Origin of the sequence: Pseudomonas sp. GD03858, assembly GCF_029840925.1 — a bacterium.
Classification (GTDB): Bacteria; Pseudomonadota; Gammaproteobacteria; order Pseudomonadales; family Pseudomonadaceae; genus Aquipseudomonas.
This window is the reverse complement of sequence record NZ_JAOCDM010000042.1, coordinates 12,678-39,477: the sequence shown is the minus strand read 5'-3', so window position 1 is coordinate 39,477 and position 26,800 is coordinate 12,678. Positions and strand designations below refer to the sequence as shown.

Genomic DNA, 26,800 nt, shown 5'->3' with positions numbered 1-26,800 from the left:
GGCTGCAAAGCAGCCCCGGCAGGTCCAAGCCGAGCGCCAATTCTCAATACCTTGAAAGGGCCGCCTGCTAGTGCAGATCCCGGCGCAGGTCCGCCAGGTAGGGAAACAACTCCCGCCCCTTCAATACCCGCTCGCGCTCCATATCCGCCAGCAGCAGTCCCTCCTCGTGGCCAGCCATCGCCAGCAGGCTGCCATCCGGCCCGACGATGCTGCTCTGCCCGCAATACTGGATCTCGCCCTCGCTGCCGCAGTAGTTGGCGTACACCAGGTAGCACTGGTTCTCCTGCGCCCGTGAGCGCACGGTCACCTGGCAGACGAAGTCGTAGGGCGTCATGTTCGCCGTCGGCACCAGGATCAGCTCGGCGCCGTTCAGCGCCAGGCGCCGGGCGTTCTCCGGGAACTCGATGTCGTAGCAGATCAGCAGCCCGACTTTCCAGCCGTCCAGCTCGACCACCGGGAAGTGGTCGGCGCCCGGGCTGAACATCGAACGGTCGAGCTCGCCGAACAGGTGGGTCTTGCGGTAGTTGCACAGGCTGCGGCCATGGGCGTCGATCAGTTGCACGCTATTGTGGATCGACCCGTCCTCGGCCCGCTCCGGGTAGCCATAGACGATGGCGATGCGGTGCGCCTGGGCGATCTCGACGACGCTCATGGCCGAGGGACCGTCCTCGGCCTCGGCCAGGCGCTCCACCTGGTCCAGGCCGATGTTGTAGCCGCTGAGGAACATCTCCGGGCACACCAGCAGTTGCGCGCCGCGGGCGGCTGCCAAGTGGGCCTGGTGCTGCAGGCGCTCGAGATTGCCGGGCACGTCCAGTGGCTTTGGCGTGCCCTGGAACAGGGCGATGCGCATGGCGCTACTCCTTCGCTCAGTCGGCCAGGGCGATAGGGCCGATCTCGTGGAATACATCTCCCGGGCCTGGGTTGTCCGAGTGGGTCTGGCCACCGAAGTGATTCATGATACCCCACACCGCGTTCAGCGAAGTCTGCACCGCGCCTTCCACCCAGGCCGGGGTCCACGAAACATCGTCGCCGGCGATGAAGATGCCGCGCTGCTCGGCAGGCATGTCCTGCTGCATGAAGTGCGCGTACATGCGCTGGTTGTAACGGTAGTGGCCCGGCAGCGCGCCCTTGAAGGCGCCGAGGAAGTGCGGGTCGGCCTCCCACGAGATGGTGATCGGGTCGCCGATGATATGCCCGGCGATATCGGTCTTCGGGTAGATCTTCTTCAGGGCGTCGAGGGCCAGCTGCACACGCTTCTCGGTCGGGTGCGGCAGCATCTTCAAGGCATCGCTCATCCAGGCGTAGGACAGGCAGATCACCCCCGGCTTGTCGTCGCCGTTGTCGAACAGGTAGGTGCCGCGGGTCAGGCGATCGGTGAGGGTCATGCTCATCAGGTCGCGGCCGGTCTGCGGATCCTTGTCCTTCCAGAACGGGCGATCGACCATCACGAAGGTCTTCGACGACTGCATGTAGCGGGTACGGTCCAGGGCCATCCACATCTTCTGCGAGAACAGCGACTCCTCGCAGTCGATCTGGGTGGTCAGCAGCCAGCTCTGGCAGGTGGTGAGCACCGCCGCGTAGTGGCGCACATCGCCGTAGTTGTCGGTGACCGCCAGGCGGCCATCGGCGGCGCGGGCGATGCGCTTGACCCCGGTGCGCGGCGCGCCGCCATGCAAGCCGCTGAGGCTGGTGCCGGCGGGCCAGTGGGCGCAGCGCTCGGGCACGTGCCGCCAGATGCCCTGGGGCACCTGCTCGACGCCGCCGACCACCAGGTGCTGGTGATCGTCGCAGTTGGTCATCACCACGCGGAAGATTTCCAGCATCGAGTTGGGGAAGTCCGAGTCCCAGCCGCCGGTGCCGAAGCCGACCTGGCCGAACACCTCGCGGTGCTGGAAGCTCAGTTTGGCGAACGAGCGCGAGGTGGCGACGAAGTCATAGAAGGTGCGGTCGTCCCACAGCGGCACCAGCTTGTTCCACAGGTCTTTCAGGCGTGGCACATCGCGGTCGCGGATGGCCTGCTGGATGTCGCCGAACTGTGCGCCGCTTTCCAGGGCGTCGGCCCAGGCGTCCGCGACCTCATGGAACAGCTGCGGCAGATCGGCGGCTTTTTCGGCGTAGTAGGTCTGGCCTTCCAGGTCGATGACCGTGCTGCCCGAGGCGGGGGTGAGCGGGTTGGGGAAAGGCTTGGTCTCCAGGCCCAGCTTGTCGACGTAGTGATAGAACGCCGTGGACGACACCGGGAAGCGCATGCCGCCCAGTTCGGCGACGATGCCGTCGGTGCCGTTGAACGCTTGCGAACGCAGCCGTCCGCCCAGCTTGGAGGCTTCGTACACCACGGGCTTGAGGCCCAGTTTCATCAGTTCGTAGGCCGCCACCAGCCCGGCGATGCCGCCACCGACAATCGCCACCTCTTCACCATGGCGCTCCTTGGGGATGCTGCCCAGGCCGGCCGGGTGCTCCAGCCAGTCGTCGAAGGCGAAGGGGAAGTCCGGGCCGAAGATGGTGATGGGTTTCTTGCCGTCGGCGGGGTGGCGGTTGTTCTTGTTCATGTCGTGACCTTGCCAGGGGCTGCGCAGGGGGCGGAGCCTGAGTATAGAGAATGCCTGGTGGCCATTTTATGAAGTGGCGGGTTCGTAATTAAGATGCAGATTGGCGTCGTTATGTAATTTATTTCGTCTTAATGACTTCGGTTTGCTTGATAGTGACGAATCAGCTCAAGGACGCCAGATGTTCGACGGTCTCCGGATATTTCTGTACCAGCCGGATCAGTGCCACGGCCTGGGCGTTAGGTCTGGAGCGGCCCTGTTCCCAGCTTTCCAGGGTTCGGGCGTTGGTGCGCAGGTAGGCGGCAAACACCGCGCGTGACATGTTGAGGCGCTGGCGCAGTTCGGTCAGTTCGTTGGGGGCCAGCGGAGCCAGTTCTTCGAAGGTCACTTTGTGTGAACGCAGGGTCAGTTTGCCGGCGCGCTCATCGGCGAGAGCGTCGAAGCCTTCGGTGAGTTCAGTGAAGATGTTGCGTGACATTGGTCGTCCTCGTCAGGTATTCGCGTTCCAGCAGGTTTTTCAGGGCCTGGCGTTGGTGTGGCGTCAGGTCATCCTGGACCTCCTTGCCGTAGAGCGTGAAAAGCCAGAATTGCTGCCCGGCGGACCACCAGTAGTAGATGATCCGAGTGCCACCGCGCTTGCCTTTGTGGCGCAGCACATCCGCGAAGCGCATCTTCCTGAGGCCGCCCGTTCCCTTGATGACATCGCCAGCATGGGGATGCAGGAGTAGCAGGCGTTGCAGCGAGCGAAAATCCTCATCGTCCAGATACTGGCTGCGAAAGCGCTCGAAAGCGGGTAGTTCAACAAAGAGAGCATCCATGCTTTTGTACGTGATCCGCGTATAGTTTGTAGTGAGACCGCCGATGCGTCAATAGGGGCGGTTTGCCGTCAGCGTAAACGTGGATTGAAAGGGAGGTGGCAGGGGAGGGTTGCCGAATATGTCATTGGGAGGCGGGTGGGTCGCTGCTTGTCAGGCCATTTCCTACAGACGGCAAATTTATCGAGATCTATCCTACTCGCCCTGTCGCTCCAGTCTGGCTGTGCGGGTAAACCTTCGCGGTTAGTTTTTGCCGGTCACCGCACATTCGGTGATCGGGCGTGAGAACCCGGCGATCTACTTGGAGGCATGCTGTCATGGCAGCTGTGCGCGGGCAGGTTTTGCCTGGCCGGAATGTAGCCTCCAACTTCGCCGGTTCTCACCCCGCGCATGGCTGCCACCCATTCCCGTGAGAAGGTTGCGTGGTGGCCTCCTTGAGCCGGTAATGGAGGCAACACCCATGAAAAAGATCGTCCCCGATCCACCCCTCGCACTGAACCCGACCACCGAGCAATCCTTCTGCTCCTGCGAGTCCAGCCATCCCCCCATCTTCACTGTCCGCCCCGGCATCGATGCCGCCGACGCACTGGTCCACGCCAGCATGCTGGCCCGCGCGATCCAGGAAATCGCCGACGACTACGCCCAGCACCATGCCCCCGAAGCGGGGCGGGCGATGATCTGGTCGATCCTGCATTCGGCGGAAACGGTGCGGGCGCTGCTGGAGGGCCTGCTCGACGCGATGGAGGCCTGAGCGCCGGGCCTGCGGTCAGCCTGGCTGGCCGCGGTCGACCTTGCTGCTGAGGATGATCGACGTGGTGGTCTTCTCCACGCCCTCGAGGCTGCCGATCTGGTCGAGCAGCTGATCCAGCTGCTCCGGCGAATCGCTGAGCAACCAGGCCACATAGTCGAATTCGCCACTGACCGCGCACAGCTGCTGTACCTGGCCCATGGCGCTCAGGTGGCGGACGATGTCCTTGCCCGAGCGCGGTTGCGCCTTGATCCCGACATACGCTTGCAGGCCACCGCCCAGCAGGCGTTGGCCCAGGCGCACGCCATAGCCGGTGATCACCTTGTTGCGCTCCAGGCGTTCGAGGCGCGAGTTCACCGTGGTGCGGGCGATCCCCAGCTGGCGGGCGAGGGTGGCGACGCTTTCCCGGGCGTTGATCTGCAACAGGGCGATCAACTGGCGATCGATGGCGTCGAGGGCGATGGAGGAGGTGGCCGGCATGGTAGGTCTCTTTTGTCGAGCCGCTAGCCTATGCAAGCCTGACCGATTCGCGCAAGGCGCCCAGCGTGGCGATCACGTCATTGCCACGGTACTTGCGCCCTAGCGCGAAAAAGCCCGCTGCCGAAGGTTTCACGCAAGCCTTGGGGGCTCCGTGAATCCTTTGGCAGCGGGCTTGGCGATGCCGGCGATCAGCGTGCGGCGCTGGTCTGCGTCGCGGTGGCGCAGGGCGACTTCAAGCCGGCGGTCATGCTCTCGACGTTGTCGAGCATCTGGTTGCCCTTGTTGACCTTCTGCGCATTCTCGGCCAGTTGCATGCGCTGGTCGTAGGTGGCGGTGTCGCCATTGAAGCTGTTCTTGGTTTCCAGCACGGAGTTGGCGATGCTCAGCAGGCTGCGGCCGGTGGAAATCAGGTTGTCGGTGGTGCTCGGCGTGCAGGGGGCGTTGCTGCTGGCCATCTGGCTGCCCTGCAGTCCCTGGCCTTGTGAACCCGGTGCCACGCAACCGGCGAGCGTCGCCAGCATCGGTACGACCAGCAGGGCCCCAAGCGTTCCTTGGATGTTCATGTGACGTTCCCTCGATCACTGGGCTCCGACCCGGTGCCGAAGCGATGGAGAGATTCTAGGAACGTGGGGTTGATGGCGAAATAGAACGGGTGTGCTAAAGGCACTTTGCCCGTTCTGGCTGGTGGGCAAGCTCGAATGAGAACTCAGAGGCCAAGCAGTGTTTTGCCGGCGGAGAGAACGTTGGCGATGTTGGAGGCAACGTTGGTACCGCACTCGAACTTCTGGATGTTCTTCACGGCCTCGCTGTCTACCTCTTGCTTGATCCGCCTGGGATCGCCATCAGGCGGAGGCACCTCGTTTTTTTCTTGCTCCGGCGTTTCGGCGGTCGAGGTGTAGCGTGTCTTGGATTGCGCGAACAAGTCGTTCGCTATGCCTTCGTAGTCGCTGTAGTCGCTGAGCTTGAGAACGTTTTCGATCAGTTGGAGTTCCGCATCGATGCGAATGGCGATCGAGGCAAAGGTGGTGTAGTTGGTGTTCTGCTCGATGATGCTGGCACGCCAGTTGTATTGATCGACGATGTTGTTGAACGGGTAGAGCAGGTCGAACCCCAGGCGCAGCATGCGCTGCTGGGCCGTGGAGCCAAGCGCGATCAGGCAGCTCTGCACCTGTACCGCCAAGGCGCATGACTGGGGATCGCCAAGTTTCGAATTGTCGGTGATGGGATGCTTGGTTGGATAGGTTTCCAGCAGCAGCCTGATGTAGGCGCCGTGTGCCGTTTTGAATTGATTTATGACGCTCTGCTTTTCCATGGCGATCTTATGTACTCAAGGGTGCTGTGGATGGAGCTCAATCGAGGTGCCCAGCTTTGCCGTGGCGTCTGCGCACCATGTTCGCAAGGCCGCATCGATCGATGCCTTGTCCGCCAGTTCGGCGAGAGGGATGGCCTTGGCGAAGCACCGATAGCCCGGCTTGTCGGTGGCGTTGACCTCTCCGTTGTCGGGGTATCTGATCGCCACCCAGACGTTGTGGTACCAGTTGATGTCCTTGCCATCTTCTTCACAGACCACGACCGAAAGCACCAGCTCGCTGCGGGTGTCTTCGACGGCCTCGGCGAGGAAGCTGCCGTCACGCTTGTTGAAGCCGGTATCGCTGCGCACCCAGGCACCGAACATCAGGTCGCCGGCCAGGTGATTGTCCCAGTGCGCCTGTTGTTCGCCCGGAAACCTGAGCCAGATGGCGGCCAGGTCGTAGAACGGCAAGTAGCGCAGGCCGCTGTCATCGCGCTTGTCCAGCCCGGCCAGCCCTTTGGGCTGCGGGTAGACATACTCGTGGTAGTAGTTCACGGCGCCCAGCCGTTCACGGATGTACCCCAGCAATTCGAAGAGATGTTGCTGGTAGTCGGCCAGCAGCCGATAGGCACGGCGGACGTCCAGCAGTGCGTGTTCCAGATTCCCTGTCATTTCATTCTCCATGGTGCAAAGACATCGGGGTGGCCTGCGAGCGGTCGATCGCGCAAGTCTTTCAGCCAGCGTCGATCATGAGTGCGCAGGTCGTGCCAGGCGTAGCAGGAGGCGATATCGTCGAACAGGCGCTGGCAACTGGTGGGGCCGTCCGGGCGGATATGCTGCTGCAGGATCTGAAAGAGGCCTTGCCAGCTCTGACAGACCAGTCGGTACGGGGAGGCTTTCTGGCCAGCCAGTGCTCGCTGCAAGGCGTCCTCCAGCCGCAGTCGGGCGCTGTCGATCGGGTAGCTAAGCCCGCCAAGGGCAAGCAGGATGCATCCGTCCTCGAGCTGCTCGCCGTGCCAGCCGGCCAGCAATTCCCTGGCTAGCTGAGCAGGGCTCTGCTGGTCCCGATGGTCGTGGCGCTTGGCCTCGACCACCACGGTGCGGCGCCCGTCATGCAGCACCAGATCTGGCTCGACCTTGGTGTTGTCCCTGGATTTCCAGGATGGCCAGTACTGGATCTCTTGCAGCGGCCCGAAGCTCTCGCCGAGCAGGTCATGCATCACGGCGCAGAACTGCTCATCCGGCAGGTAGGCCAGGCGTTCGAAAACAGTGGCGGTGATCACATCTTCGGCGCCTTCGGCCTCCTCGGGGCTGAAGGCTTCGCCTTGCAGACCGGTGCCGCGTTTCTTGCCGGCCATGATGGCATTCAGCATGACGACTCCCTGTATGTGGCATGCGTGGCCGACCACCATAACCCAACGGGGCCAGGTGTGTGATGCGCAATGGTCATCTTCTGGGGAGCAAGAAACGAAAAAGCCGCGCAATAGCGCGGCTTTTGATATCTGGTGGGCCCACACGGACTCGAACCGTGGACCAAAGGATTATGAGTCCTCTGCTCTAACCGACTGAGCTATAGGCCCTCAGCAGGTGCGCCGGATTATAACGAGGGTTTCGATACCGTGCCATCCGAAAGATCCGTTTGTGCTATGCGAAGAAACGTCGCCGCGAACTCCTCGGGCGGCAGGGGCAGGCTGACGATGTAGCCCTGGATCTGCTCGCAGCCCTCGGCGGCCAGAAAGCGCTGCTGTGCCTGGTTTTCCACGCCCTCGGCAATGATCGTCAGCTGCATGCTGCGCCCCAGGGCGATGATGGCGCGGGCGATGGCCGCGTCGTGCGGGTCGTCGGGCAGGCCGCGAATGAACGACTGGTCGATCTTGAGGATGTCCAGCGGCAGGCGCTTGAGGTAGCTGAGCGAGGAATAACCGGTGCCGAAGTCGTCGATGGCCAGTTGCACGCCCAGTTGCTTGAGCTGGTGCAGCACGCTCAGGGCTTCCTCGGCCTGACTCATGATGAAATTCTCGGTGATTTCCAGTTGCAGGTCGCCGGCCTTGAGCTGATAGGTGCGCAGCAACTGCTCGATGCGTCTGGCCAGGTTGGGCTGACGCAGCTGGGCGCCGGCGAGGTTGATCGAGAGCGGGCCGAAGGACTGGTAGGTCTTCTTCCAGCCGTGCATCTGCCGGCAGGCCTGCTCCAGCACCCAGTCGCCGAGCTGGAGGATGGTGCCGTTCTCCTCGGCGATGTGGATGAACTGCTCGGGGGGCACTTCGCCGAAGGTGGGGTGGGTCCAGCGTACCAGGGCTTCGGCGCCGACCAGGCTCTGGGTCTTGAGGCTGAACTTGGGCTGGTAGCACAGGCTCAGTTCGTTGCGTTCGATGGCGCGGCGCAGTTCGTGCTCGAGGGCGATGCGCTCGCTGGCCTGGGCCGTGAGGTCGCGAGTATAGGTCTCGACGCGATTGCGACCCTTGGCCTTGGAGCGGTACATGGCGGCGTCGGCATTGCGGATCAGTGTGGCGACGTCGGTGCCGTCCTGTGGAAACAGGCTGATGCCGATGCTGGCGCTGGTGAAGAACTCGTGTTCGCCCGCCTGGAATGGCGCGTGGAAGCCGGCCAGCAGCTTGTTGGCAATGGTGCTGGCGTCGCTGGGCTTGTGCAGGCCGGGCAACAGGATGATGAACTCGTCGCCGCCCAGGCGGGCGACGGTATCGACATCGCGCACCTGTTCCTTGAGGCGCTGGGCGATCCCTTTGAGCAGCAGGTCGCCAACCGGATGACCGAGGCTGTCGTTGATGTGCTTGAAGCGGTCGAGGTCCAGGAACAGGACCGCGCCCTGACGGCCGGAGACCTGGGTGCAGTTCAGCGCGGACTGCAGGCGGCTCTCGAACAGCGCGCGATTGGGCAGGCCGGTCAGCGGGTCGTGGTGGGCCTGGTAGTCGAGCTTGGCCTGGACATGCTTGAGGCTGGAAATGTCGGCGAACACGGCGACGAAGTGGGTGATTTCGCGTTCGTGGTTGCGCACGGCGCTGATGGTCAGCCAGCCTGGATAGACCTCGCCATTCTTGCGTTTGTTGTAGATCTCGCCCTGCCAGTGGCCCTCGGCGGTCAGCTGGTGCCACATGGCGATGTAGAAGGCGCTGTCGTGCTGGCCGGAGGCGAGCAGGCGCGGGGTCTGCCCGAGGGCTTCGATTTCGCTGTAGCCGGTGATTTCGCTGAACGCGCGGTTGACCGCGCTGATGCGCTGGTCGGTGTCGGTGATCAGCACGCCTTCGGCGGTGTTTTCGAAGACCGTGGCGGCCAGTTGCAGTTTCTCCTGCATCAGGTGGCGTTCGGTGATGTCCCGGGCAATGGTCAGCATGCAATCGACGCCGCCGATCGGCAGCGGTCGCGCCGACAGCTCGCACAGGCGGATCTGCCCATCGCTGCGGCGCAGATGGCTGGTGAAGTCGCGCACGAATCCGTCGCGCTGGAGCTGCTCGATCATGCGCTGGCGTTCGCTGAGGTCGACCCAGATGCCCAGGTCCAGCGAGGTCTGTTCCGTGCCTGGCTCGATGACGTAGCCGGTCAGGCGACAGAAGCCTTCGTTGACTTCCATCAGCAAGCCATCGCTCTGGCGCGACAGCAGCAGGCCATCGGGGGAGGCGTGGAAGGCCTTGGCGAACTTTTCTTCGGAGGTCTGCAGTTTCTGCTGGGTTTCCTTGAGCTGGCTGATGTCGCGAATGGCCACCACCAGGGCCGGTGTGCTGTCCAGGTCGAAGGTCTCGGCCGAAGTCAGGCCGGTGAACAGCTGTCCGTTGCTGCGGCGGAAGGTCATCTCCAGGTTGCGCACACCGCCGCGGTGCAGGCGTTCGAGCAGCGCCGGGCCGGTGCCTACGACGCCCCACAGGCCCAGCTCGGTGGCGGTGCGGCCGATTACTTGCGCCGGGCTGAGGCCGATCTGTTCCTCGAATGCTTCGTTGACCTCCAGCAGGCAGCCGTCGCTGTGCCGGGCGATGATCAGGATGTCCGGACATTGCTGGAACACCGAGGCGAACTTCTGTTCCGACAGGCGCAGGGCATCCTCGGTGTGCTTGGTTTCGCTGATATCGATCATCAGTCCGCGCATCAATGGCTTGTGGCCGTGCTCGATCATGCTGACGATGTTGCGCACCCACAGGGTGTGTCCATCGGCGCGGATCACTCGGTAGTCGAGGCTGTGATCACGCCCGGCCGCCGTCTCGCTGTCGCAGTAGGCCTGCGCCCACAGGGCATCCTCCGGATGCAGGATGCTGCGCCAGAAGCCTGGCTTGAGCCATTCGCCCATGGGGTAGCCGAGCAGGTCCTCGGCGTGGGGGGACACGTAGCTGAAGGTGAAGTCGTTCGCGTCGGCCTCCCAGGCGACCGCCGACAGGCTTTCGACCAGGCCGCGATAGTGGTACTCGCTGCTGCGCAGTTCCTGCTCCAGGGCGATGCGCCGGGAGATTTCCGAGCTCAGGCGGCGGTTGATGCGGATCACGACGGCGAGTATCGCCATCAGTACCAGCACCGCCGGCAGCCCGTACAGCAGTACATCGTGCCAGAAGGTCCGCTGATCGACGACGTTGCCTACCCAGCGCTGCTGGATATGGCTGACTTCGCTGCTGCTCATGTCGGCCATGACCTTGTCGAGGATGCCCACGAGCACCTTCTGGCTGCGCGGCGCAGCCATGGCCAGTTGGTAGCGGTAGGGGGTCTCGCCACTGACATACAGGCCCTCGAGCTTGAGCTGACGCAGGCTCCAGATGCTCGAGGCAAGGTCGCCCACCACCGCATCCACCTCGTCGGTCGCCAATGCCTGCAACGCGGAACTGACGTTGGGCAGCGCCACCAGGTTGAGGTCCGGATGATGGGTGCGCAGCAGTTCGTGGGGCGCGTAGTTTTCCACCACGGCGACTTTCAGGCCGTACAGGTCCTTGAGGTTGCGCGGCTGCGCGCCACCGGAGTGGGCCAGTATGACGATCGGGAAGTCCAGGTAGGGGCGGGTGAAGGCGAGGTAGTTCTGCCGTTCAGGCGTGGACATGATGCCCGGCAGCAGGTCGATGCGGCTCTTGCGCGCCTGTTCGAGCACTTCGGTCCAGGAGCTGGGCTCGATCGGCTTGAGCGTGACGCCGAGCCGGTCCTGGATCAGGGCGATGTAGTCGGCGGCCAATCCCTGGTAGCGACCCTCCTGGTCGCGAAATTCGAACGGCGGCCATGAAGCGTCGACGCCCAGGCGCAGCTGCGGGTGGGCGCTGAGCCAGGCCTGTTCCTCGTCAGTCAGGGTCAAGGCGCCGGCCGTTGTGTTCCAGGCGAGCAGGATCAACAACAGGAGGGCCGGCATCAGGGGCATAGCGGCCTCTCGATCAGGGGGACTGATTCGAGTGTAGACGGGCATCCTGCCCGTGGTAGGGCGCCGCCCACGACCTTTTGTCACATAAGAAAAACCCCGGCCTGGGCCGGGGTTGGTCTTTTACTCGTCGAGGAAGGAGCGCAGGTGCTCGCTTCGCGTCGGATGGCGAAGCTTGCGCAGCGCCTTGGCTTCGATCTGACGGATCCGCTCGCGGGTCACGTCGAACTGCTTGCCGACTTCTTCGAGGGTGTGATCGGTGTTCATGTCGATACCGAAACGCATGCGCAGCACCTTGGCTTCGCGTGCGGTCAGGCCCGAGAGCACGTCACGGGTCGCTTCCTTGAGGCTTTCGACCGTGGCCACGTCGATCGGGGACTGCATGGTGGAGTCCTCGATGAAGTCGCCCAGGTGGGAGTCTTCATCGTCACCGATGGGGGTCTCCATGGAGATCGGCTCTTTGGCGATCTTCAGCACCTTGCGGATCTTGTCCTCAGGCATCTCCATGCGCTCGCCGAGCTCTTCCGGGGTCGGTTCACGACCCATTTCCTGCAGCATCTGGCGGGAAATGCGGTTGAGCTTGTTGATCGTCTCGATCATGTGCACCGGAATACGGATGGTGCGCGCCTGGTCGGCGATCGAGCGGGTGATCGCCTGGCGAATCCACCAGGTGGCGTAGGTCGAGAACTTGTAGCCGCGACGGTATTCGAACTTGTCCACCGCCTTCATCAGGCCGATGTTGCCTTCCTGGATCAGGTCGAGGAACTGCAGGCCGCGGTTGGTGTACTTCTTGGCGATGGAGATCACCAGACGCAGGTTCGCCTCGACCATTTCCTTCTTGGCGCGGCGGGCCTTGGCCTCGCCGATGGACATGCGGCGGTTGATTTCCTTGATTTCGAGCACGGTCAGGCCGGTCTCGGTCTCGAGGTCGATCAGTTTCTGCTGGCAGGCGACGATCGCGGCGTCCTTCTCACCCAGGGCGGCGGCCCACTTGGTGTTGCGCTTGGCCAGGTCGCCGGACCAGGTCTGGTCGGTCTCGTTGCTCGGGAACAGGCGCAGGAAGTCGGCGCGCGGCATGCGGGCATCACGCACGCACAGCTGCATGATGGCGCGTTCCTGTTGGCGCAGGCGGTCAAGCGCGCCGCGCACACGCTCCACAAGGGCGTCGAACTGCTTGGGCACCAGCTTGATCGGCATGAACAGATCGGCCAGGGCCTGCATGGCGCCAATGCTTTCGGCGTGCGTGCGACCGTGCTTCTTCAGCACCTTGAGGGTGATGACCAGCTGATCGTTGACGGCACCGAAGCGCTGTGCGGCCACGACCGGATCCGGGCCGCTTTCGGCCTCTTCCTCGTCGTCGCTGCTTTCAGCGTTTTCGTCGTCGTCGTCTTCTTCTTCCTTCGCGGCGGCGGCCTTGGCACCTGGAATCGGTACTTCCTCGGTCGGCGCGGCGATATTGTCGTCAGGGTCGATGTAACCGCTGAGGACGTCGGACAGGCGGCCACCTTCGGAGGTGACACGATCGTATTCGCTGAGGATGTAGTCGACGGTACCCGGGAAGTGAGCGATGGCGCCCATGACTTCGCGGATGCCTTCCTCGATGCGCTTGGCGATTTCGATCTCGCCTTCGCGGGTCAGCAGCTCGACGGTACCCATTTCGCGCATGTACATGCGCACCGGGTCGGTCGTGCGGCCGATATCGGTCTCTACTGCCGCCAACGCTGCGGCGGCCTCTTCGGCTGCGGCTTCGTCAGTGTCGGCTTCCGCCAACAACAGGGCATCCGCATCCGGAGCACTCTCGAATACGTTGATCCCCATGTCGTTGATCATGCGGATGATGTCTTCCACCTGCTCCGGATCTGAAATATCCTCTGGCAGGTGGTCGTTGACCTCCGCGTAAGTCAGGTAGCCCTGCTCACGACCGCGGGTGATCAACTCTTTGATACGAGATTGCTGTTGCGCTTTTCCGGACATAACACCCTATCCACTGAAGGTCTTGGCGGGCAAAAAACAAGCCGAGGATTATACCCGAGCATGGACCTCACGCGCCAGATGAGGTCGGGTTTTGTGCGGGAACATTGCGGCTCAGCAGGGCCAGCAGCTGAGATTTTTCCTCTGCGCTCAACTCGCTTTGACGTGCTTTCCTGAGCAGATGTTCCAGGCTGCGCTCGCGCTGGCGAGCGGACAAGCTAGTTATAGTGTCGAAAAACTGTTGTTCAAGGTTGTCGGCATCGATCAACCACTCCTTTTCGGCCAGCGCCCGCAGCAGGCGGCCCTGCTCGGTGCCATGCCAGCGTGCGATCAGCTGCATAGAGCTTAGCTTAGGATTCTTCTGCGCGGCCTCGATCAGTGCCACCAGCAGTTGGCTGTACAGCTGTTCTTCGTCGGCGAAGTGGCTGGCGTCCTCGACCTTGCCGGCCAGCAGCGGGTGGTGCAGCAGGGTGCGCAGGGCCGAGAGCGTCGGCGGCTCGACCGGCGCTGGTACCCGGGGCGGGGCTTCGCCGCGCTGGCCGTCGCGCTGCCAGGGCTTGCCGCCTTTCTTGTCCCACGGCTTGCCGTCCCACTGTTTCTTGCCGCCGCCCTTGTTCGGCGTCCAGGGGCGCTGCTCCTGCTGTTGCGGTGCGTAGTCGGGCTGGTACTGCAGGTCGCCATGGTCCGGCGTGTAGCTGACCATGGCGTCGTAGTCGTAGCCTGGGTCGTAGTCCGGCACGTTGGATGCAGGGGCGCTCTGGGCCAGCTGTTCCATCTGCTGCGGGTCGAGGCCGGTGATGTCTTTCAGGCGGTTGCGCATCAGCTGGCGCAGGTTGGCGCCGGGAACCTTTTCGATCAACGGTGCGGCCAGCGTGACCATGTGCGCCTTGCCTTCCAGCGATCGTGGGTCGGCCTCGTTGCTCAGCTGTTCGAAGAAGTAGTCGGCCAGCGGCTGGGCATGCTGGTTGATGCGTGCCTGGAAGGCATCGGTACCTTCGGCGCGCACCAGGCTGTCCGGATCCTCGCCTTCGGGCAGGAACAGGAAGCGTGCGCGCCGGCCATCCTGCAGGCTCGACAGTGTCGACTCCAGGGCGCGCCAGGCGGCCTTGCGCCCGGCCTGGTCGCCGTCGAAGCAGAACAGCACGCTGGGCACCACGCGGAACAGGCGCTTGAGGTGTTCTTCGCTGGTCGCCGTGCCGAGGGTGGCCACGGCATTGCGCAGGCCCTGCTGGGCCAGGGCAATGACATCCATGTAGCCCTCGACCACGATGATCTCGTCGAGGTTGCGGTTGTGCTTGCGGGCCTCGTACAGGCCGTACAGCTCCTGGCCCTTGTGGAATACCGGGGTTTCAGGGGAGTTGAGGTACTTGGGCTTGTCGTCGCCCAGCACCCGTCCGCCAAAGGCGATGATTCGGCCGCGACTGTCGCGGATGGGGAACATCACCCGGTCGCGGAAGCGGTCGTAGCGTTTGCCGCTTTCGGCGTTCTCGATCAACAGCCCGGCGTCGATCATCACCTTTTGCTGCAGTGAGTCGGCGCCCAGGTGCTTGAGCAGGTTGTCCCAGCCCGGCGGGGCGAAGCCGAGGCTGAAGTCGCGAGCGATTTCGCCGGACAGGCCGCGGCCCTTGAGGTAGTCCACCGCCGCCTTGCGGGTGGGGTGGCCGCGCAAGGCCTGTCGATAGAACTCGGCGGCGGCCTCGAGCAGCGGGTACAGCGGCGAGTCGGTCGGCTGGCGCGGCTTCTGGCCACGGCGGCCTTCCTCCCGTGGCACCTCCATGCCGGCCGCGCGGGCCAGCTCCTCGACCGCCTGGGGGAAGTCCAGGTTGTCGTGGTCCATGACGAAGCCGAGCGCGTTGCCACCAGCGCCGCAGCCGAAACAGTAGTAGAACTGCTTGTCGGGGCTGACGGTGAAGGAAGGGGTCTTTTCCTTGTGGAACGGGCAGCAGGCGGACAGGTTCTTGCCGGTCTTCTTCAGTTGGATGCGCGAACTCACCACGTCGACGATGTCGGTGCGGTTGAGAAGGTCATCGATGAAGCTCTGGGGAATCAGCCCGGCCATGGCAGTCTCGTCATCTGGCAGCTGGCAAGTCTAAACGCTTGTGCGTGGCTTTGGCGTGGGGAAATGCTTGAGGGGGTGTGTGCTCGTCACCAGCCCGTGAAGGGCTCGTCAGAAAGGACGTGCACGCCTGGCCGGTGGCCAGTTCTGACGCGTTGAGGCAGGTTGCCCGTGGCTTTTGCCGGGGCGCCCGTGGCGCATGGCCAAGGGTTTGAAACGACCGCTGCCATCAGCCCGGCACGAGGCCGGGCGGGGCAGAAGCTTTGCGTAGAACGGCTGTACTTAGTACAGACGAACGGCGCGGCGCTGTTCGCGCTGAACTTTCTTGGCGTGACGCTTTACAGCGGCAGCGGCTTTGCGCTTGCGCTCGGCGGTCGGCTTCTCGTAAAACTCGCGGCTACGAACTTCAGCCAGTACACCGGCTTTTTCGCAGGAGCGCTTGAAACGACGCAGAGCTACGTCGAAGGGTTCGTTCTCTTTAACTTTGACGGCTGGCATCCAGGGCTACCTTAATTCATTACCGGGGTAGACGTGCTCCTGGCAAAACATAAGGTGTGCTGGAGAACGTCGGTTTTCAAGGGTTGCGGATGTTAACCCTTAGCTGGCCGGAATGCAAAGCCTCTGATCGAAAACCGCTGGTCGGCACCGGGCACGGGGACTATCATGCGCGCCTTCGAATTCAGCCTCCACAAGGCACGGACCCATGCTAGTACTGGGATTGGAAACATCCTGCGACGAAACTGGCGTCGCATTATACGACAGTGAGCGCGGCCTGCTGGCCGACGCGCTGTTCAGCCAGATCGACCTGCACCGCGTCTATGGCGGCGTGGTGCCCGAGCTCGCCTCGCGCGACCACGTCAAGCGCATGCTGCCGCTGATCCGCCAGGTGTTGCAAGAGGCCGACCGCGTCGCCACCGAGATCGACGCCATCGCCTACACCGCGGGTCCCGGCCTGGTCGGCGCGTTGCTGGTCGGGGCTTCCTGTGCCCAGGCCCTGGCGTTCGCCTGGGACATTCCGGCGATCGGCGTCCACCACATGGAAGGCCATCTGCTGGCCCCGATGCTCGAGGAACAACCGCCGGAGTTTCCGTTCGTCGCTTTGTTGGTGTCTGGCGGTCATACCCAGCTGGTGCGGGTCGATGGCATCGGCCGCTACGAACTGTTGGGCGAGAGCCTGGACGACGCAGCCGGCGAGGCTTTCGACAAGACCGCCAAGCTGATCGGCCTCAATTATCCGGGCGGCCCGGAAATTGCCCGCCTGGCCGAGCAGGGCACGCCCGGGCGCTTCGTGTTCCCACGGCCGATGTGCGATCGGCCGGGCCTGCAGTTCAGCTTCAGCGGCCTGAAGACCTTCGCCTTGAACACCTGGCAGCAATGCCGCGATGCCGGGGACGACAACGAGCAGACCCGCAGCGACGTGTCGCTCGCCTTCCAGCAGGCTGTCGTGGAGACGCTGACGATCAAGTGCAAGCGCGCCCTCAAGCAGACCGGTCTCAAGCGGCTGGTCATCGCCGGTGGCGTGAGCGCCAACAAGGCCTTGCGCGTTTCTCTGGAAGAGATGCTGGCCAGCATCAAGGGCAACGTCTACTACGCGCGTCCGCGGTTCTGCACCGACAACGGCGCGATGATCGCCTATGCCGGTTGCCAGCGCCTGCTGGCCGGGCAGCAGCAGGACCTGGCAATCAGCGTGCAGGCGCGCTGGCCGATGGAGCAGCTGCCGGCGGTATGAATGGGGCCGGGCTCATGCGGGTGCCTCAGAAATGGCGTTCGCGCCCGGCGAACAGGTCGCGTAGATTGTTGCGGTGGCGCCAGACGATCAGCACGGTCAGCACGGTCATCGGCAGCAGCGCCTCGGGTTCGCGCCACGCCAACAGCGGCAGTGTCAGCGGTGTGGCGATCAGCGCGGCGAGGGAGCTGGTGCGGGTGAGGTAGAACGTCAGCAGCCAGGCGCCGATGGCCAGCAGGGCGGCCGGGAAGTACAGCGCCATGAGCATGCCGGCGGCGGTCGCAACGCCTTTGCCACCCTGGAAACGGAAGTACACCGGGAACAGGTGGCCGAGCACCGCGCAGATGCCGACCCAGGCCTGCTCCTGCTGGTCGAGCCCGGCCAGGCGGGCCAGCAGCACCGGCAGCATGCCCTTGCACAGGTCGCCGAGCAGCGTCAGGATCGCCAGCTTGCGCCCGGCCAGGCGTAGCATGTTGGTCGCGCCAGCATTGCCCGAGCCGCTGGAACGCGGGTCGGGGCTGCCGCTGAGGCGGCTCAGGACGATGGCGAAGGACAGAGAGCCGAGCAGGTAGGCAAGCAGCGCCAGTGACCAAAACATGCTAACTATTCCGGGCGAGGACGCCCTGATTCTAACGGCGCCCGTCGCCCTTGTCGTGCTGTGGAGAGAAGTGCTTGGACAGAGTGTTCATCGAAGGCCTGGAAGTCGATACCGTGATCGGTGCCTATGACTGGGAGCGGGATATTCGCCAGTGCCTGCGCCTGGACCTGAGTTTCGCCTGGGACAATCGTCCAGCCGCCGCAGGTGACGACCTGTCGCTGGCGCTGGATTACGCCAGTGTCTCGGCGCGTGTCCAGGCCTTCGCCGAGCAGGCGCGCTTCGAACTGGTGGAGACCTTCGCCGAGCGTCTGGTGGCGGTGCTGATGGCGGAGTTCAACATCCCCTGGGTGCGGCTGAAGCTGACCAAGCCTGGCGCGGTCCCGGCGGCTCGTGGCGGCGTTGGCGTGGAGATCGAGCGCGGATGTCTCTGAGCACGGTTTACCTCGGGCTGGGCAGCAACATCGACCGCGAGCGGCACTTGTGCGCGGGTCTTGATGCATTGGCGGGGATTCTCGCTGACATGCACTGCTCGGCAGTGTTCGAGAGCCAGGCCGTGGGGATCAAGAGCGGCCCGTTCTACAACCTGGTGGTGCGTGGGCGTACCGAGCTGCCGCTGCTGGAACTCGACCGCCGGCTCAAGTTCATCGAGGCCGACAACGGCCGCTACGCCCCGGACCGCAAGGGCTTGCCGCTGGATATCGACGTGCTGATGTATGACGACTTGCACGGCACGTTCAACGGGCTGGTGCTGCCGCGTGCGGAAATCCTGAAGAATGCCTTCGTGCTGTGGCCGCTGTCGCTGCTGGCACCGGAGCTGATGCATCCGGGCGTTGGCAAGAGCATGGCGCAGCTGTGGCACGAGGCGAGCATCGGCCAGGTTCTGGCGCCGGTACCGTTCGAGTGGCGGGGGTTGCAGCTCACGCGACCTTGAGCGGCATCGCGGGTAAACCCGCTCCCACAGGGACTGCACCGCGCATGAGGCAGTGGGAATCCTGTGGGAGCGGACCAGGCCGTACGATCAACGGTCTTTGTAGGCCTTGAGCGCCTGGAGCCTTTCTTCTTTCAGCGCTTCCCCCAGCGCTTGTCCCGATAGTCCCCGCTCGATCAGCGGTTTCACATCCACCGCCCTGGCAACCTTTGCCGCGTCACGCAGGTACGCGGCCTGTGGATAATCGCGGTCCTCCAGCCCCTGCCTGCCGCGGGCGTCCATCTCGCAGGCGGCGATGAACTCCTCGAACCGCTGCGGGCGCCGGTACACATCGAACTTCTGCAGCAGCTCGAGCAGGGTCGATGGCCGCAGCTCCAGCGCGCGGTGGCAGTGGGTGTGGAATTCGCCCACCAGCAGCGCCAGCTCCTGGCAGTCGCGCGGTGCCTTGAAGCGCTGGTTCACCGCTTTGATCAGCTTCAGGCCGCGCACTTCGTGGGCGATGTGCCGTGGCCAATCCGCCTCGGGCGTGGTGCCCTTGCCCAGGTCGTGCAGCAGGCAGGCCCAGCGCACGGTCAATGGCTGATGGTGCCGGGCGGCCTGTTGCAGCACCGACAGGGTATGCACGCCGCTGTCGATCTCGGGATGGTGCGCCGCCGGCTGTGGCACGCCGAACAGGGCGTCGAGCTCGGGCATCAGTTCCTTCAAGGCGCCACAGGCACGCAGCACCTCGATGAATACCTGGGGCTGCTCTTCCATCAGCGCGCGTTCGATTTCCTTCCAGCCGCGTTCGGCGGTCAGCGCCTGCAGCTCGCCCGACTCGGCGATCTGTCGCATCAGCGCCAGGGTCTCATCGGCCACGCGAAAGCCAAGTGGCGCGAAGCGGGCGGCGAAGCGGGCAACGCGCAGGACGCGCAGGGGATCTTCGGCGAATGCCGGCGAAACGTGGCGCAGGATGCGTTGCTCGAGATCGGCCTTGCCATGGTAGGGGTCGTACAGGTTGCCGTGATCGTCCTCGGCCATTGCGTTGATCGTCAGGTCTCGACGAATCAGGTCTTGCTCGAGGGTGACTTCGGGGCTGGCGTGAAAGGTGAACCCGCCGTAACCGCGACCGCTCTTGCGCTCGGTGCGGGCAAGGGCGTACTCCTCGCCGGTCCTGGGGTGGATGAACACCGGGAAATCGGCGCCGACCGGGCGATAGCCCAGCGCCTGCATCTGTTCGACCGTGGCGCCGACCACCAGTCTGTCGATATCGCTGACCGGTAGGCCGAGCAGGCGGTCGCGCACGGCGCCGCCAACTTTGTAGATCTGCATGTGCAACCTCCATTGCTGGCGACAGGATACCTTGTCGCCAGCAATGGAGGTGGGGCGCGTCTAGAGGTGATGCACCACGGCGAGGTCCATGCGCCCGTAGTCGCCGGCTTCGCTGTGCTCGCCACGCGGTGGCATGTGGTGGGTTTTCATCACCTGCTCGCCCTGGACGGTCTCCAGGTGGATGTCGAAGCCCCACAGGCGATGCAGGTGCTTGAGCACTTCGTCGGTGGAATCGCCCAGCGGTTTGCGGTTGTGTTGCTGGTGGCGCAGGGTCAGGGAGCGGTCGCCGCGGCGGTCGATGCTCCAGATCTGCACGTTGGGTTCACGATTGCCCAGGTTGTACTGGGCAGCCAGTTGCTCGCGGATGGTGCGATAGCCGTCCTCGTCATGGATCGCCGGGACCAGCAGGTCGTCGCGCTGGTCGTCGTCGAGAATGCTGAACAACTTCAGATCGCGCATCACCTTGGGCGAGAGGTACTGCAGGATGAAGCTCTCGTCCTTGAAGCTGCTCATGGCGAACTTGATCGTCGACAGCCAGTCGCTGCCGGCGATGTCCGGGAACCAGCGGCGATCCTCTTCCGTCGGGTGTTCGCACATGCGGCGGATGTCGGTGTACATGGCAAAGCCCAGGGCGTAGGGGTTGATGCCGCTGTAATAGGGGCTGTCGAAGCCTGGCTGGAACACCACGCTGGTGTGCGACTGCAGGAACTCCATCATGAAGCCTTCGGTGATGAGCCCTTCGTCGTACAGGTCGTTCATCAGGGTGTAGTGCCAGAAGGTCGCCCAGCCTTCGTTCATCACCTGGGTCTGGCGCTGCGGGTAGAAGTACTGCGCGATCTTGCGCACGATGCGCACCACTTCGCGCTGCCAGGGCTCCAGCAGCGGTGCGTGTTTTTCGATGAAGTAGAGGATGTTCTCCTGGGGCTCGGCGGGGAAGCGCGCGTTGTCTCTTTCGTCGCCCTTTTCCGCCCCTTTGGGGATGGTGCGCCACAGGTCGTTGATCTGCCTTTGCAGGTGTTCCTCGCGTTCCTTCTGGCGGCGGCGCTCTTCTTCGGCGGAGATGGGGTAGGGGCGCTTGTAGCGGTCCACGCCATAGTTCATCAGGGCGTGGCAGGAGTCGATCAGGTCCTCGACGGCGTCGATGCCGTGGCGCTCCTCGCATTGGGCGATGTACTGCTTGGCGAACACCAGGTAGTCGATGATCGAGCTGGCGTCGGTCCAGGTGCGGAACAGGTAGTTGCCCTTGAAGAAGCTGTTGTGGCCGTAGCAGGCATGAGCGATCACCAGTGCCTGCATGCACATGGTGTTCTCTTCCATCAGGTAGGCGATGCACGGGTCGGAGTTGATCACGATCTCGTACGCCAGGCCCATCTGGCCGCGGCTGTAGGATTTCTCGGTGCTGAGGAACTGCTTGCCATAGGACCAGTGGTGATAGCCCAGCGGCATGCCCACCGAGGCATAGGCGTCCATCATCTGCTCGGCGGTGATGACCTCGATCTGGTTCGGATAGGTATCCAGGGCGTAGCGGGCCGCCAGACGACTGATTTCGCGGTCGTAGGTCTGGATCAGCTCGAACGTCCATTCGGAGCCGGTGGAAATGGGCTGGCGTCTCTGTTCTCTGGCGCTCATGTGGCTAACCTGCGCTGGAAGAGTTCACGGAAGACCGGGTAGATATCGCCGGCCGATACCAACTGCTGCTGGGCGAAGGTGTCGGGGAAGGCTTCGCCGATGCGCTCGTACTCGTACCACAGCGCCTGGTGCTCGCGCGGGGTGATCTCGACGTAAGTGTAGTACTGCACGTGCGGCATGATCTGGTTGGCGAGGATGTCGCGGCAGATCGGCGAATCGTCGTTCCAGTTGTCGCCGTCCGAGGCCTGGGCGGCGTAGATGTTCCAGTCGCTGGCCGGGTAGCGCTCGGCCATGATCTCCTGCATCAGCTTGAGGGCGCTGGAGACGATGGTGCCGCCGGTCTCGCGGGAATAGAAGAATTCTTCCTCGTCCACTTCGCGGGCACTGGTGTGATGGCGGATGAATACCACCTCGATGCGGTCGTAGTTCCGCTTGAGGAACAGGTACAGGAGGATGAAGAAGCGCTTGGCGATGTCCTTGGTGGCCTGGGTCATGGAGCCGGAGACGTCCATCAGGCAGAACATCACCGCCTTGGAGCTGGGGTTGGGCTGCTTGACCAGCAGGTTGTACTTGAGGTCGAAGGTGTCGAGGAACGGCAGGCGATTGATGCGTGCCTTGAGGCGCTCGATCTCGATCTCGGTTTCCTGGATGTCGGTGAAGTTGTCTGGCTCCTCGACCTTCAGGCGGGCCAGCTCCTTCTGCGCTTCGCGCAGCAGCGCGCGGCTGCTGCCGGTCAGGGCGATGCGCCGGGCGTGGGCCGAGCGCAGGGTGCGCACGATATTGATGCGTGAGGGGTTGCCTTCGTTGGCGATGCCGGCGCGCACGGTCTTGAAGGTGTCGGCGCCGGTCAGGTGGCGCTTGACCAGGTTGGGCAGCTCCAGGTCCTCGAACATGAACTCGAGGAATTCTTCCTGGGTGATCTGGAACACGAAATCGTCCATGCCTTCGCCGGAGTTGCCGGCTTTGCCACGGCCGCCGCCACCGCCGCCGCCTTGTGGCCGGGCGATGTGCTCGCCGGCGGTGAACTCCTTGTTGCCAGGGTGGACGATGGTCTGCTTGCCGCCGCGACCGTGGTGCAGCACCGGCTCGTCGATGTCGCGTCCCGGAATGCTGATCTGTTCGCCGTGTTCCATGTCCATGATGGAGCGACGGCTCACGGCCTCTTCGACGGCCTTCTTGATGTGCTCACGGTAACGCCGCAGGAAGCGCTGGCGATTGACCGTGCTCTTGTTCTTGCCGTTCAGGCGTCGGTCGATTACGTAGCTCATGGTCCCTCCGGTGACTGGATGCAGCTGCAAGCCTCAAGCTTCAAGCTGCAAGAAAGAGCAGCCACCGCTGCTGCAAGCTGCAGCGCCGACCTTGGCGACGGCGCTGGGCAGCTTGCAGCTTGCGGCTTGACGCTTGCCGCGTTATTGCGATTTCCTGACCCGCAGGTACCATTCCGACAGCAGTCGAACTTGCTTGTCGGTGTAGCCACGCTCCACCATCCGGGTGACGAAGTCGTTGTGCTTCTGTTGATCCTCCTTGCTGGCCTTGGCGTTGAAGCTGATGACCGGCAGCAGGTCCTCGGTGTTGGAGAACATCTTCTTCTCGATCACCACCCGCAGCTTCTCGTAGCTGAGCCAGCTGGGGTTCTTGCCGTTGTTGTTGGCCCGGGCGCGCAGCACGAAGTTGACGATTTCGTTGCGGAAGTCCTTCGGATTGCTGATGCCGGCCGGCTTCTCGATCTTCTCCAGCTCTTCGTTGAGGGCGATGCGGTTGAGGATCTCGCCGGTTTCCGGGTCGCGGTATTCCTGGTCCTGGATCCAGAAGTCGGCGTACAGCACGTAGCGGTCGAAGATGTTCTGGCCGTATTCGCTGTAGGACTCCAGGTAGGCGGTCTGGATCTCCTTGCCGATGAACTCGATGTAGCGCGGCGCCAGGTATTCCTTCAGGTAGCGCAGGTAACGCTCACGGACTTCGGCAGGGAACTGCTCCTGCTCGATCTGCTGCTCCAGCACGTAGAGCAGGTGCACCGGGTTGGCCGCCACTTCGTGGGGGTCGAAGTTGAACACCTTGGAGAGGATCTTGAAGGCGAAGCGGGTCGACAGGCCGTTCATGCCTTCGTCGACGCCCGCGGAATCACGGTACTCCTGGATCGACTTGGCTTTCGGGTCGGTGTCCTTGAGGTTCTCGCCGTCGTACACGCGCATCTTCGAGTAGATGTTGGAGTTTTCGGGCTCCTTCAGGCGCGAGAGCACGGTGAACTGGGCCAGCATCTTCAGGGTGTCCGGCGCGCAATGGGCCTTGGCCAGCGAGCTGTTGATCAAAAGCTTGTCGTAGATCTTGATCTCGTCGCTGACGCGCAGGCAGTACGGCACCTTGACGATGTAGATCCGGTCGATGAACGCCTCGTTGTTCTTGTTGTTGCGGAAGGTGTGCCACTCCGATTCGTTGGAGTGGGCCAGCAGGATTCCGGAGTAGGGAATCGCGCCGAGGCCTTCGGTACTGTTGTAGTTGCCTTCCTGGGTCGCGGTGAGCAGCGGGTGCAGCACCTTGATCGGCGCCTTGAACATCTCGACGAATTCCATCAGGCCCTGGTTGGCCCGGCACAGCGCGCCCGAATAGCTGTAGGCGTCGGCGTCGTTCTGCGGGAACTCCTCGAGCTTGCGGATATCCACCTTACCGACCAGGGCGGAAATGTCCTGGTTGTTCTCGTCGCCGGGCTCGGTCTTGGCGATGGCGATCTGGTTGAGGATGGACGGGTAGAGCTTGACCACCTTGAACTTGCTGATGTCGCCGCCGAACTCCTGCAGGCGCTTGGTGGCCCAGGGCGACATGATGGTGTTCAGGTAGCGCCGCGAGATGCCGTATTCCTCTTCGAGAATGGCGCCATCCTCGGCGGCGTTGAACAGGCCCAGGGGCGACTCGAACACCGGCGAGCCCTTGATGGCGTAGAACGGCACTTTTTCCATCAGCTGCTTGAGTTTCTCGGCCAGCGACGATTTACCGCCGCCCACCGGGCCCAGCAGATAGAGGATCTGTTTCTTCTCTTCCAGGCCTTGGGCGGCATGGCGGAAGTACGAAACGATCTGGTCGATGCACTCTTCCATGCCGTGGAAGTCGGCAAAGGCCGGATACCGGCGGATCACCTTGTTGGAGAAGATTCGCGACAGTCTGGAGTTGGTTGAGGTGTCGATCAGCTCCGGCTCACCGATGGCCAGCAACAGCCGTTCAGCCGCCGATGCGTAGGCACTGCGATCCTCTTTGCACAGCTCGAGGTACTCCTGCAGCGAAAGTTCTTCCTGGCGGGTTGACTCGAAACGTTGTTGGAAGTGGCTAAAAATGCTCATGACGTCACCTCGCTCGATACGTGGAGACGACGCCGGATCAGTCAGCTGATGCTGGCATGCAACCGGGTTCGCCGATTGCTGTATACCCCCCAGAACACCTTGGAACGCTACCGATGACCCGCACGCCGGTGTACCGGCTCTCCCCTTTTTTGGATGGCCTGGGCTTAAGGATAGTTGGTTATACGCAAGGTCAAGGGCGGGGAAGCGAGAAGACGCCTGCTACCGTTCGTCAGGTCAGGCGCGAACCCGCGCCGAGCGCGGGCTGCAGCAAAAATGAAAAAATTATTCAGCGCTACCCTGGGCGGTTTCCGCCGGGTAGGTGGCGCGCCACAGCTCGAAGCCACCATCGATGCTGTAGACGTTGGAGAAGCCCTGGCCGACCAGGTAGGCGGCGGCGCTCTGGCTGGAATTGCCGTGGTAGCAGACCACCAGTGTAGGCGCGTCGAGGTCGGCGCTGCGGATGAAATCGGCCACCGAGTGATTGTCCAGATGAGTGGCGCCGGCGATGTGGCCGGCGGCAAAGGCTTGCGGGTCGCGAATATCGACCACGACCGCGCCTTCTGCGCGCAGCGCGAGGGCCTGCTCGGGGGAAATGCGCTTGAATTCGCTCATGGGGCGGTTCCTTCAGGGCTGTGCGTTGAGGGCGGGCGAGGGGTGCCCTCGCGGGTGCAGTCGCAGCGGTGGAATTCACCGCTGTCGACGTTGTACAGGGTCATCGCGCCGCCCCACACGCAGCCGGTGTCCAGGGCGATCACGCCGGGGACGTCGACGCGGCCTTCGAGGGCGGCCCAGTGGCCGAAGATGATCTTCACATGGCGCGAGCGGCGGTCAGGATGATCGAACCACGGCTTGTAGCCTTTCGGCGCGCTGTCCAGGCCTTCCTTGGTCTTGAGGTCGAGCTTGCCGGCGGCGGTGCAGAAACGCATGCGGGTGAAGTAGTTGGTGATCACCCGCAGGCGCTCGACGCCGGTCAGGTTCTTGCTCCACTTGTTCGGCTCGTTGCCGTACATGCCGTCCAGGTATGGCTGCAGGCGGTTGTCGTCGCGCAGCACCTCCTCGACTTCCGCCGCCAGCTCCAGGGCACGGCCCAAGGTCCATTGCGGCGGGATGCCAGCGTGGACCATGGCGATGCCCCGGGGCTCGTCGTAGTGCAGCAGTTTCTGCTGGCGCAGCCAGTCGAACAGCTGGTCGGCGTCCGGGGCTTCGATGATTTCGCGCAGCGTGTCGCTTTTCTTCAGGCGCTCGACGTTGTGCCAGGCGGCCAGCAGGTGCAGGTCGTGATTGCCCAGCACGCAAACCAGCGCGTGGCGGATCGAATACAGGTAGCGCAGGGTTTCCAGTGACTCGGGGCCACGGTTGACCAGATCGCCCACCAGCCACAGGCGGTCGGTCGCCGGGTCGAACCTGACCCGCTCGAGCAGGCATTTGAGCGGTTGCAGGCAGCCCTGAAGGTCGCCGACGGCATACGTCGCCATCAGTGCAGCGCACCGGGCACGGCGAGGCGGAAGGGGGCGATCTCGGCGTCGAAGCGTTTGCCGTCCTCGGCGAACATCTGGTAGCTGCCCTGCATGGTGCCGACGCGCGTGCTGATCACCGCGCCGCTACTGTAGGTATGGCTCTGGCCGGGCTCGATCAACGGCTGCTGGCCGATCACGCCGGCGCCACGCACTTCCTCGACCTCGCCATCGCCATTGGTGATCCGCCAGTGACGGGACATCAGCTTGGCCGTGACCGTGCCGTTGTTGTGCACGGTGATGGTGTAGGCGAACGCGAAACGGTTGCTTTCGGGGTCGGATTGTTCTTTGAGGTAGCGGGTCACGACGCTGACGTCGATCTGGTAGCGGGGGTCGGACATGCAAGGGCCTTGGGCGAGCTGACGCAATAACGCAGTCTAGGCCATTGGACGGGGGGAGGGCCAGCGGGGAGGGCTTGAGATCTTTGTTATCAGTACCGGCCTCTTTGCGGGTGAACCCGCTCCCACAGGAATCGCACACGGTCACTGTGGGAGCGGGTTTACCCGCGAAGAGGCCA

At 63.4% G+C, this 26,800-nt stretch carries 25 protein-coding genes and 1 tRNA gene; 4 read left to right on the top strand and 22 right to left on the bottom strand.

Annotated elements, in window-relative coordinates:
• Positions 1-67: 67 nt before the first annotated feature.
• From N5D48_RS13320 to N5D48_RS13305, 4 genes are all read right to left on the bottom strand, one after another.
• On the bottom strand, positions 68-850 hold the full coding sequence (locus tag N5D48_RS13320; protein WP_279884873.1) for a carbon-nitrogen hydrolase family protein: 783 nt from the start codon (positions 848-850) through the stop codon (positions 68-70).
• A 16-nt stretch (positions 851-866) separates the two neighbouring features.
• Positions 867-2,549 carry an NAD(P)/FAD-dependent oxidoreductase gene (locus N5D48_RS13315; RefSeq protein WP_279884871.1) on the bottom strand — a complete coding sequence of 561 codons (1,683 nt, stop codon included), beginning with the start codon at positions 2,547-2,549 and terminating at the stop codon, positions 867-869.
• A 160-nt stretch (positions 2,550-2,709) separates the two neighbouring features.
• Complete coding sequence (locus N5D48_RS13310; RefSeq protein ID WP_279884869.1) at positions 2,710-3,024, bottom strand: transcriptional regulator; 315 nt, start codon at positions 3,022-3,024, stop codon at positions 2,710-2,712.
• Complete coding sequence (locus N5D48_RS13305; protein WP_279884867.1) at positions 3,002-3,364, bottom strand: toxin; 363 nt, start codon at positions 3,362-3,364, stop codon at positions 3,002-3,004. Before N5D48_RS13305 ends, N5D48_RS13310 begins: the two co-directional genes overlap by 23 nt.
• Before the next feature lie 457 nt (positions 3,365-3,821).
• Here N5D48_RS13305 and N5D48_RS13300 point away from each other — a divergent pair, with 457 nt between their 5' ends.
• On the top strand, positions 3,822-4,112 hold the full coding sequence (locus N5D48_RS13300) for a DUF3077 domain-containing protein (protein ID WP_279884866.1): 291 nt from the start codon (positions 3,822-3,824) through the stop codon (positions 4,110-4,112).
• 15 nt (positions 4,113-4,127) lie between these two features.
• Here the strand turns inward: N5D48_RS13300 and N5D48_RS13295 are convergent, their stop codons facing one another.
• The 10 genes from N5D48_RS13295 to rpsU all read right to left on the bottom strand — a co-directional run bounded on the left by N5D48_RS13295 (position 4,128) and on the right by rpsU (position 15,743).
• Entirely contained in the window at positions 4,128-4,589 is a 462-nt protein-coding gene (locus N5D48_RS13295) for an Lrp/AsnC family transcriptional regulator (RefSeq protein WP_279884865.1), read from the bottom strand.
• Positions 4,590-4,777: 188 nt separating this feature from the next.
• Positions 4,778-5,152, bottom strand: a complete 375-nt coding sequence (locus tag N5D48_RS13290; protein ID WP_279884863.1) for a hypothetical protein — start codon at positions 5,150-5,152, stop codon at positions 4,778-4,780.
• 143 nt (positions 5,153-5,295) lie between these two features.
• Positions 5,296-5,901 (bottom strand): hypothetical protein, encoded by a 606-nt coding sequence (locus N5D48_RS13285; RefSeq protein ID WP_279884862.1) that lies wholly within the window; start codon positions 5,899-5,901, stop codon positions 5,296-5,298.
• A 15-nt stretch (positions 5,902-5,916) separates the two neighbouring features.
• Positions 5,917-6,552, bottom strand: coding sequence for a hypothetical protein (locus tag N5D48_RS13280; protein ID WP_279884861.1), 636 nt, complete (start codon positions 6,550-6,552; stop codon positions 5,917-5,919).
• Positions 6,549-7,253, bottom strand: coding sequence for an F-box domain-containing protein (locus N5D48_RS13275; RefSeq protein ID WP_279884860.1), 705 nt, complete (start codon positions 7,251-7,253; stop codon positions 6,549-6,551). Before N5D48_RS13275 ends, N5D48_RS13280 begins: the two co-directional genes overlap by 4 nt.
• A 130-nt stretch (positions 7,254-7,383) precedes the next feature.
• A tRNA-Ile gene (locus tag N5D48_RS13270) sits at positions 7,384-7,460 on the bottom strand.
• A 17-nt stretch (positions 7,461-7,477) separates the two neighbouring features.
• A complete protein-coding gene (locus N5D48_RS13265; protein ID WP_279884859.1) occupies positions 7,478-11,221 on the bottom strand; it encodes an EAL domain-containing protein in 3,744 nt (1,247 codons plus the stop codon).
• 120 nt (positions 11,222-11,341) lie between these two features.
• Complete coding sequence (gene rpoD, locus N5D48_RS13260) at positions 11,342-13,192, bottom strand: RNA polymerase sigma factor RpoD (protein ID WP_279884857.1); 1,851 nt, start codon at positions 13,190-13,192, stop codon at positions 11,342-11,344.
• A gap of 67 nt (positions 13,193-13,259) precedes the next feature.
• Positions 13,260-15,248 carry a DNA primase gene (gene dnaG, locus N5D48_RS13255; protein WP_279884854.1) on the bottom strand — a complete coding sequence of 663 codons (1,989 nt, stop codon included), beginning with the start codon at positions 15,246-15,248 and terminating at the stop codon, positions 13,260-13,262.
• A gap of 279 nt (positions 15,249-15,527) precedes the next feature.
• Positions 15,528-15,743: a 30S ribosomal protein S21 gene (gene rpsU / locus N5D48_RS13250; RefSeq protein ID WP_003255575.1), complete on the bottom strand. Its 216-nt coding sequence runs from the start codon at positions 15,741-15,743 to the stop codon at positions 15,528-15,530.
• 205 nt (positions 15,744-15,948) lie between these two features.
• Here rpsU and tsaD point away from each other — a divergent pair, with 205 nt between their 5' ends.
• The gene (gene tsaD / locus N5D48_RS13245) at positions 15,949-16,974 is read left to right on the top strand and encodes a tRNA (adenosine(37)-N6)-threonylcarbamoyltransferase complex transferase subunit TsaD (RefSeq protein ID WP_279884853.1); all 1,026 of its coding nucleotides are present in this window, start codon (positions 15,949-15,951) and stop codon (positions 16,972-16,974) included.
• Between the two features lie 25 nt (positions 16,975-16,999).
• Here the strand turns inward: tsaD and plsY are convergent, their stop codons facing one another.
• Positions 17,000-17,569, bottom strand: a complete 570-nt coding sequence (gene plsY / locus N5D48_RS13240) for a glycerol-3-phosphate 1-O-acyltransferase PlsY (protein WP_279884852.1) — start codon at positions 17,567-17,569, stop codon at positions 17,000-17,002.
• 74 nt (positions 17,570-17,643) lie between these two features.
• On the opposite strand from plsY, the gene folB reads away from it, so the two are divergent.
• Together folB and folK are read left to right on the top strand one after the other, a co-directional pair.
• Positions 17,644-18,000, top strand: coding sequence for a dihydroneopterin aldolase (folB, locus tag N5D48_RS13235; protein WP_110994292.1), 357 nt, complete (start codon positions 17,644-17,646; stop codon positions 17,998-18,000).
• A complete protein-coding gene (folK, locus tag N5D48_RS13230; RefSeq protein WP_279884850.1) occupies positions 17,991-18,500 on the top strand; it encodes a 2-amino-4-hydroxy-6-hydroxymethyldihydropteridine diphosphokinase in 510 nt (169 codons plus the stop codon). The genes folB and folK overlap by 10 nt, the downstream gene beginning before the upstream one ends.
• An 87-nt stretch (positions 18,501-18,587) precedes the next feature.
• Here the strand turns inward: folK and N5D48_RS13225 are convergent, their stop codons facing one another.
• The 7 genes from N5D48_RS13225 to apaG all read right to left on the bottom strand — a co-directional run bounded on the left by N5D48_RS13225 (position 18,588) and on the right by apaG (position 26,624).
• Positions 18,588-19,808: a multifunctional CCA addition/repair protein gene (locus N5D48_RS13225; RefSeq protein ID WP_279884848.1), complete on the bottom strand. Its 1,221-nt coding sequence runs from the start codon at positions 19,806-19,808 to the stop codon at positions 18,588-18,590.
• Between the two features lie 60 nt (positions 19,809-19,868).
• Complete coding sequence (locus tag N5D48_RS13220) at positions 19,869-21,437, bottom strand: SpoVR family protein (RefSeq protein ID WP_279884846.1); 1,569 nt, start codon at positions 21,435-21,437, stop codon at positions 19,869-19,871.
• Complete coding sequence (locus N5D48_RS13215; protein WP_279884844.1) at positions 21,434-22,705, bottom strand: YeaH/YhbH family protein; 1,272 nt, start codon at positions 22,703-22,705, stop codon at positions 21,434-21,436. The genes N5D48_RS13220 and N5D48_RS13215 overlap by 4 nt, the downstream gene beginning before the upstream one ends.
• Positions 22,706-22,846: 141 nt before the next feature.
• Positions 22,847-24,769, bottom strand: a complete 1,923-nt coding sequence (locus N5D48_RS13210; RefSeq protein ID WP_279884842.1) for a PrkA family serine protein kinase — start codon at positions 24,767-24,769, stop codon at positions 22,847-22,849.
• A 282-nt stretch (positions 24,770-25,051) separates the two neighbouring features.
• A complete protein-coding gene (gene glpE / locus N5D48_RS13205; protein WP_279884841.1) occupies positions 25,052-25,381 on the bottom strand; it encodes a thiosulfate sulfurtransferase GlpE in 330 nt (109 codons plus the stop codon).
• Positions 25,378-26,244 carry a symmetrical bis(5'-nucleosyl)-tetraphosphatase gene (locus N5D48_RS13200; protein ID WP_279884840.1) on the bottom strand — a complete coding sequence of 289 codons (867 nt, stop codon included), beginning with the start codon at positions 26,242-26,244 and terminating at the stop codon, positions 25,378-25,380. Before N5D48_RS13200 ends, glpE begins: the two co-directional genes overlap by 4 nt.
• Positions 26,244-26,624, bottom strand: a complete 381-nt coding sequence (gene apaG / locus N5D48_RS13195) for a Co2+/Mg2+ efflux protein ApaG (RefSeq protein WP_279884838.1) — start codon at positions 26,622-26,624, stop codon at positions 26,244-26,246. Before apaG ends, N5D48_RS13200 begins: the two co-directional genes overlap by 1 nt.
• Positions 26,625-26,800 lie beyond the last annotated feature (176 nt).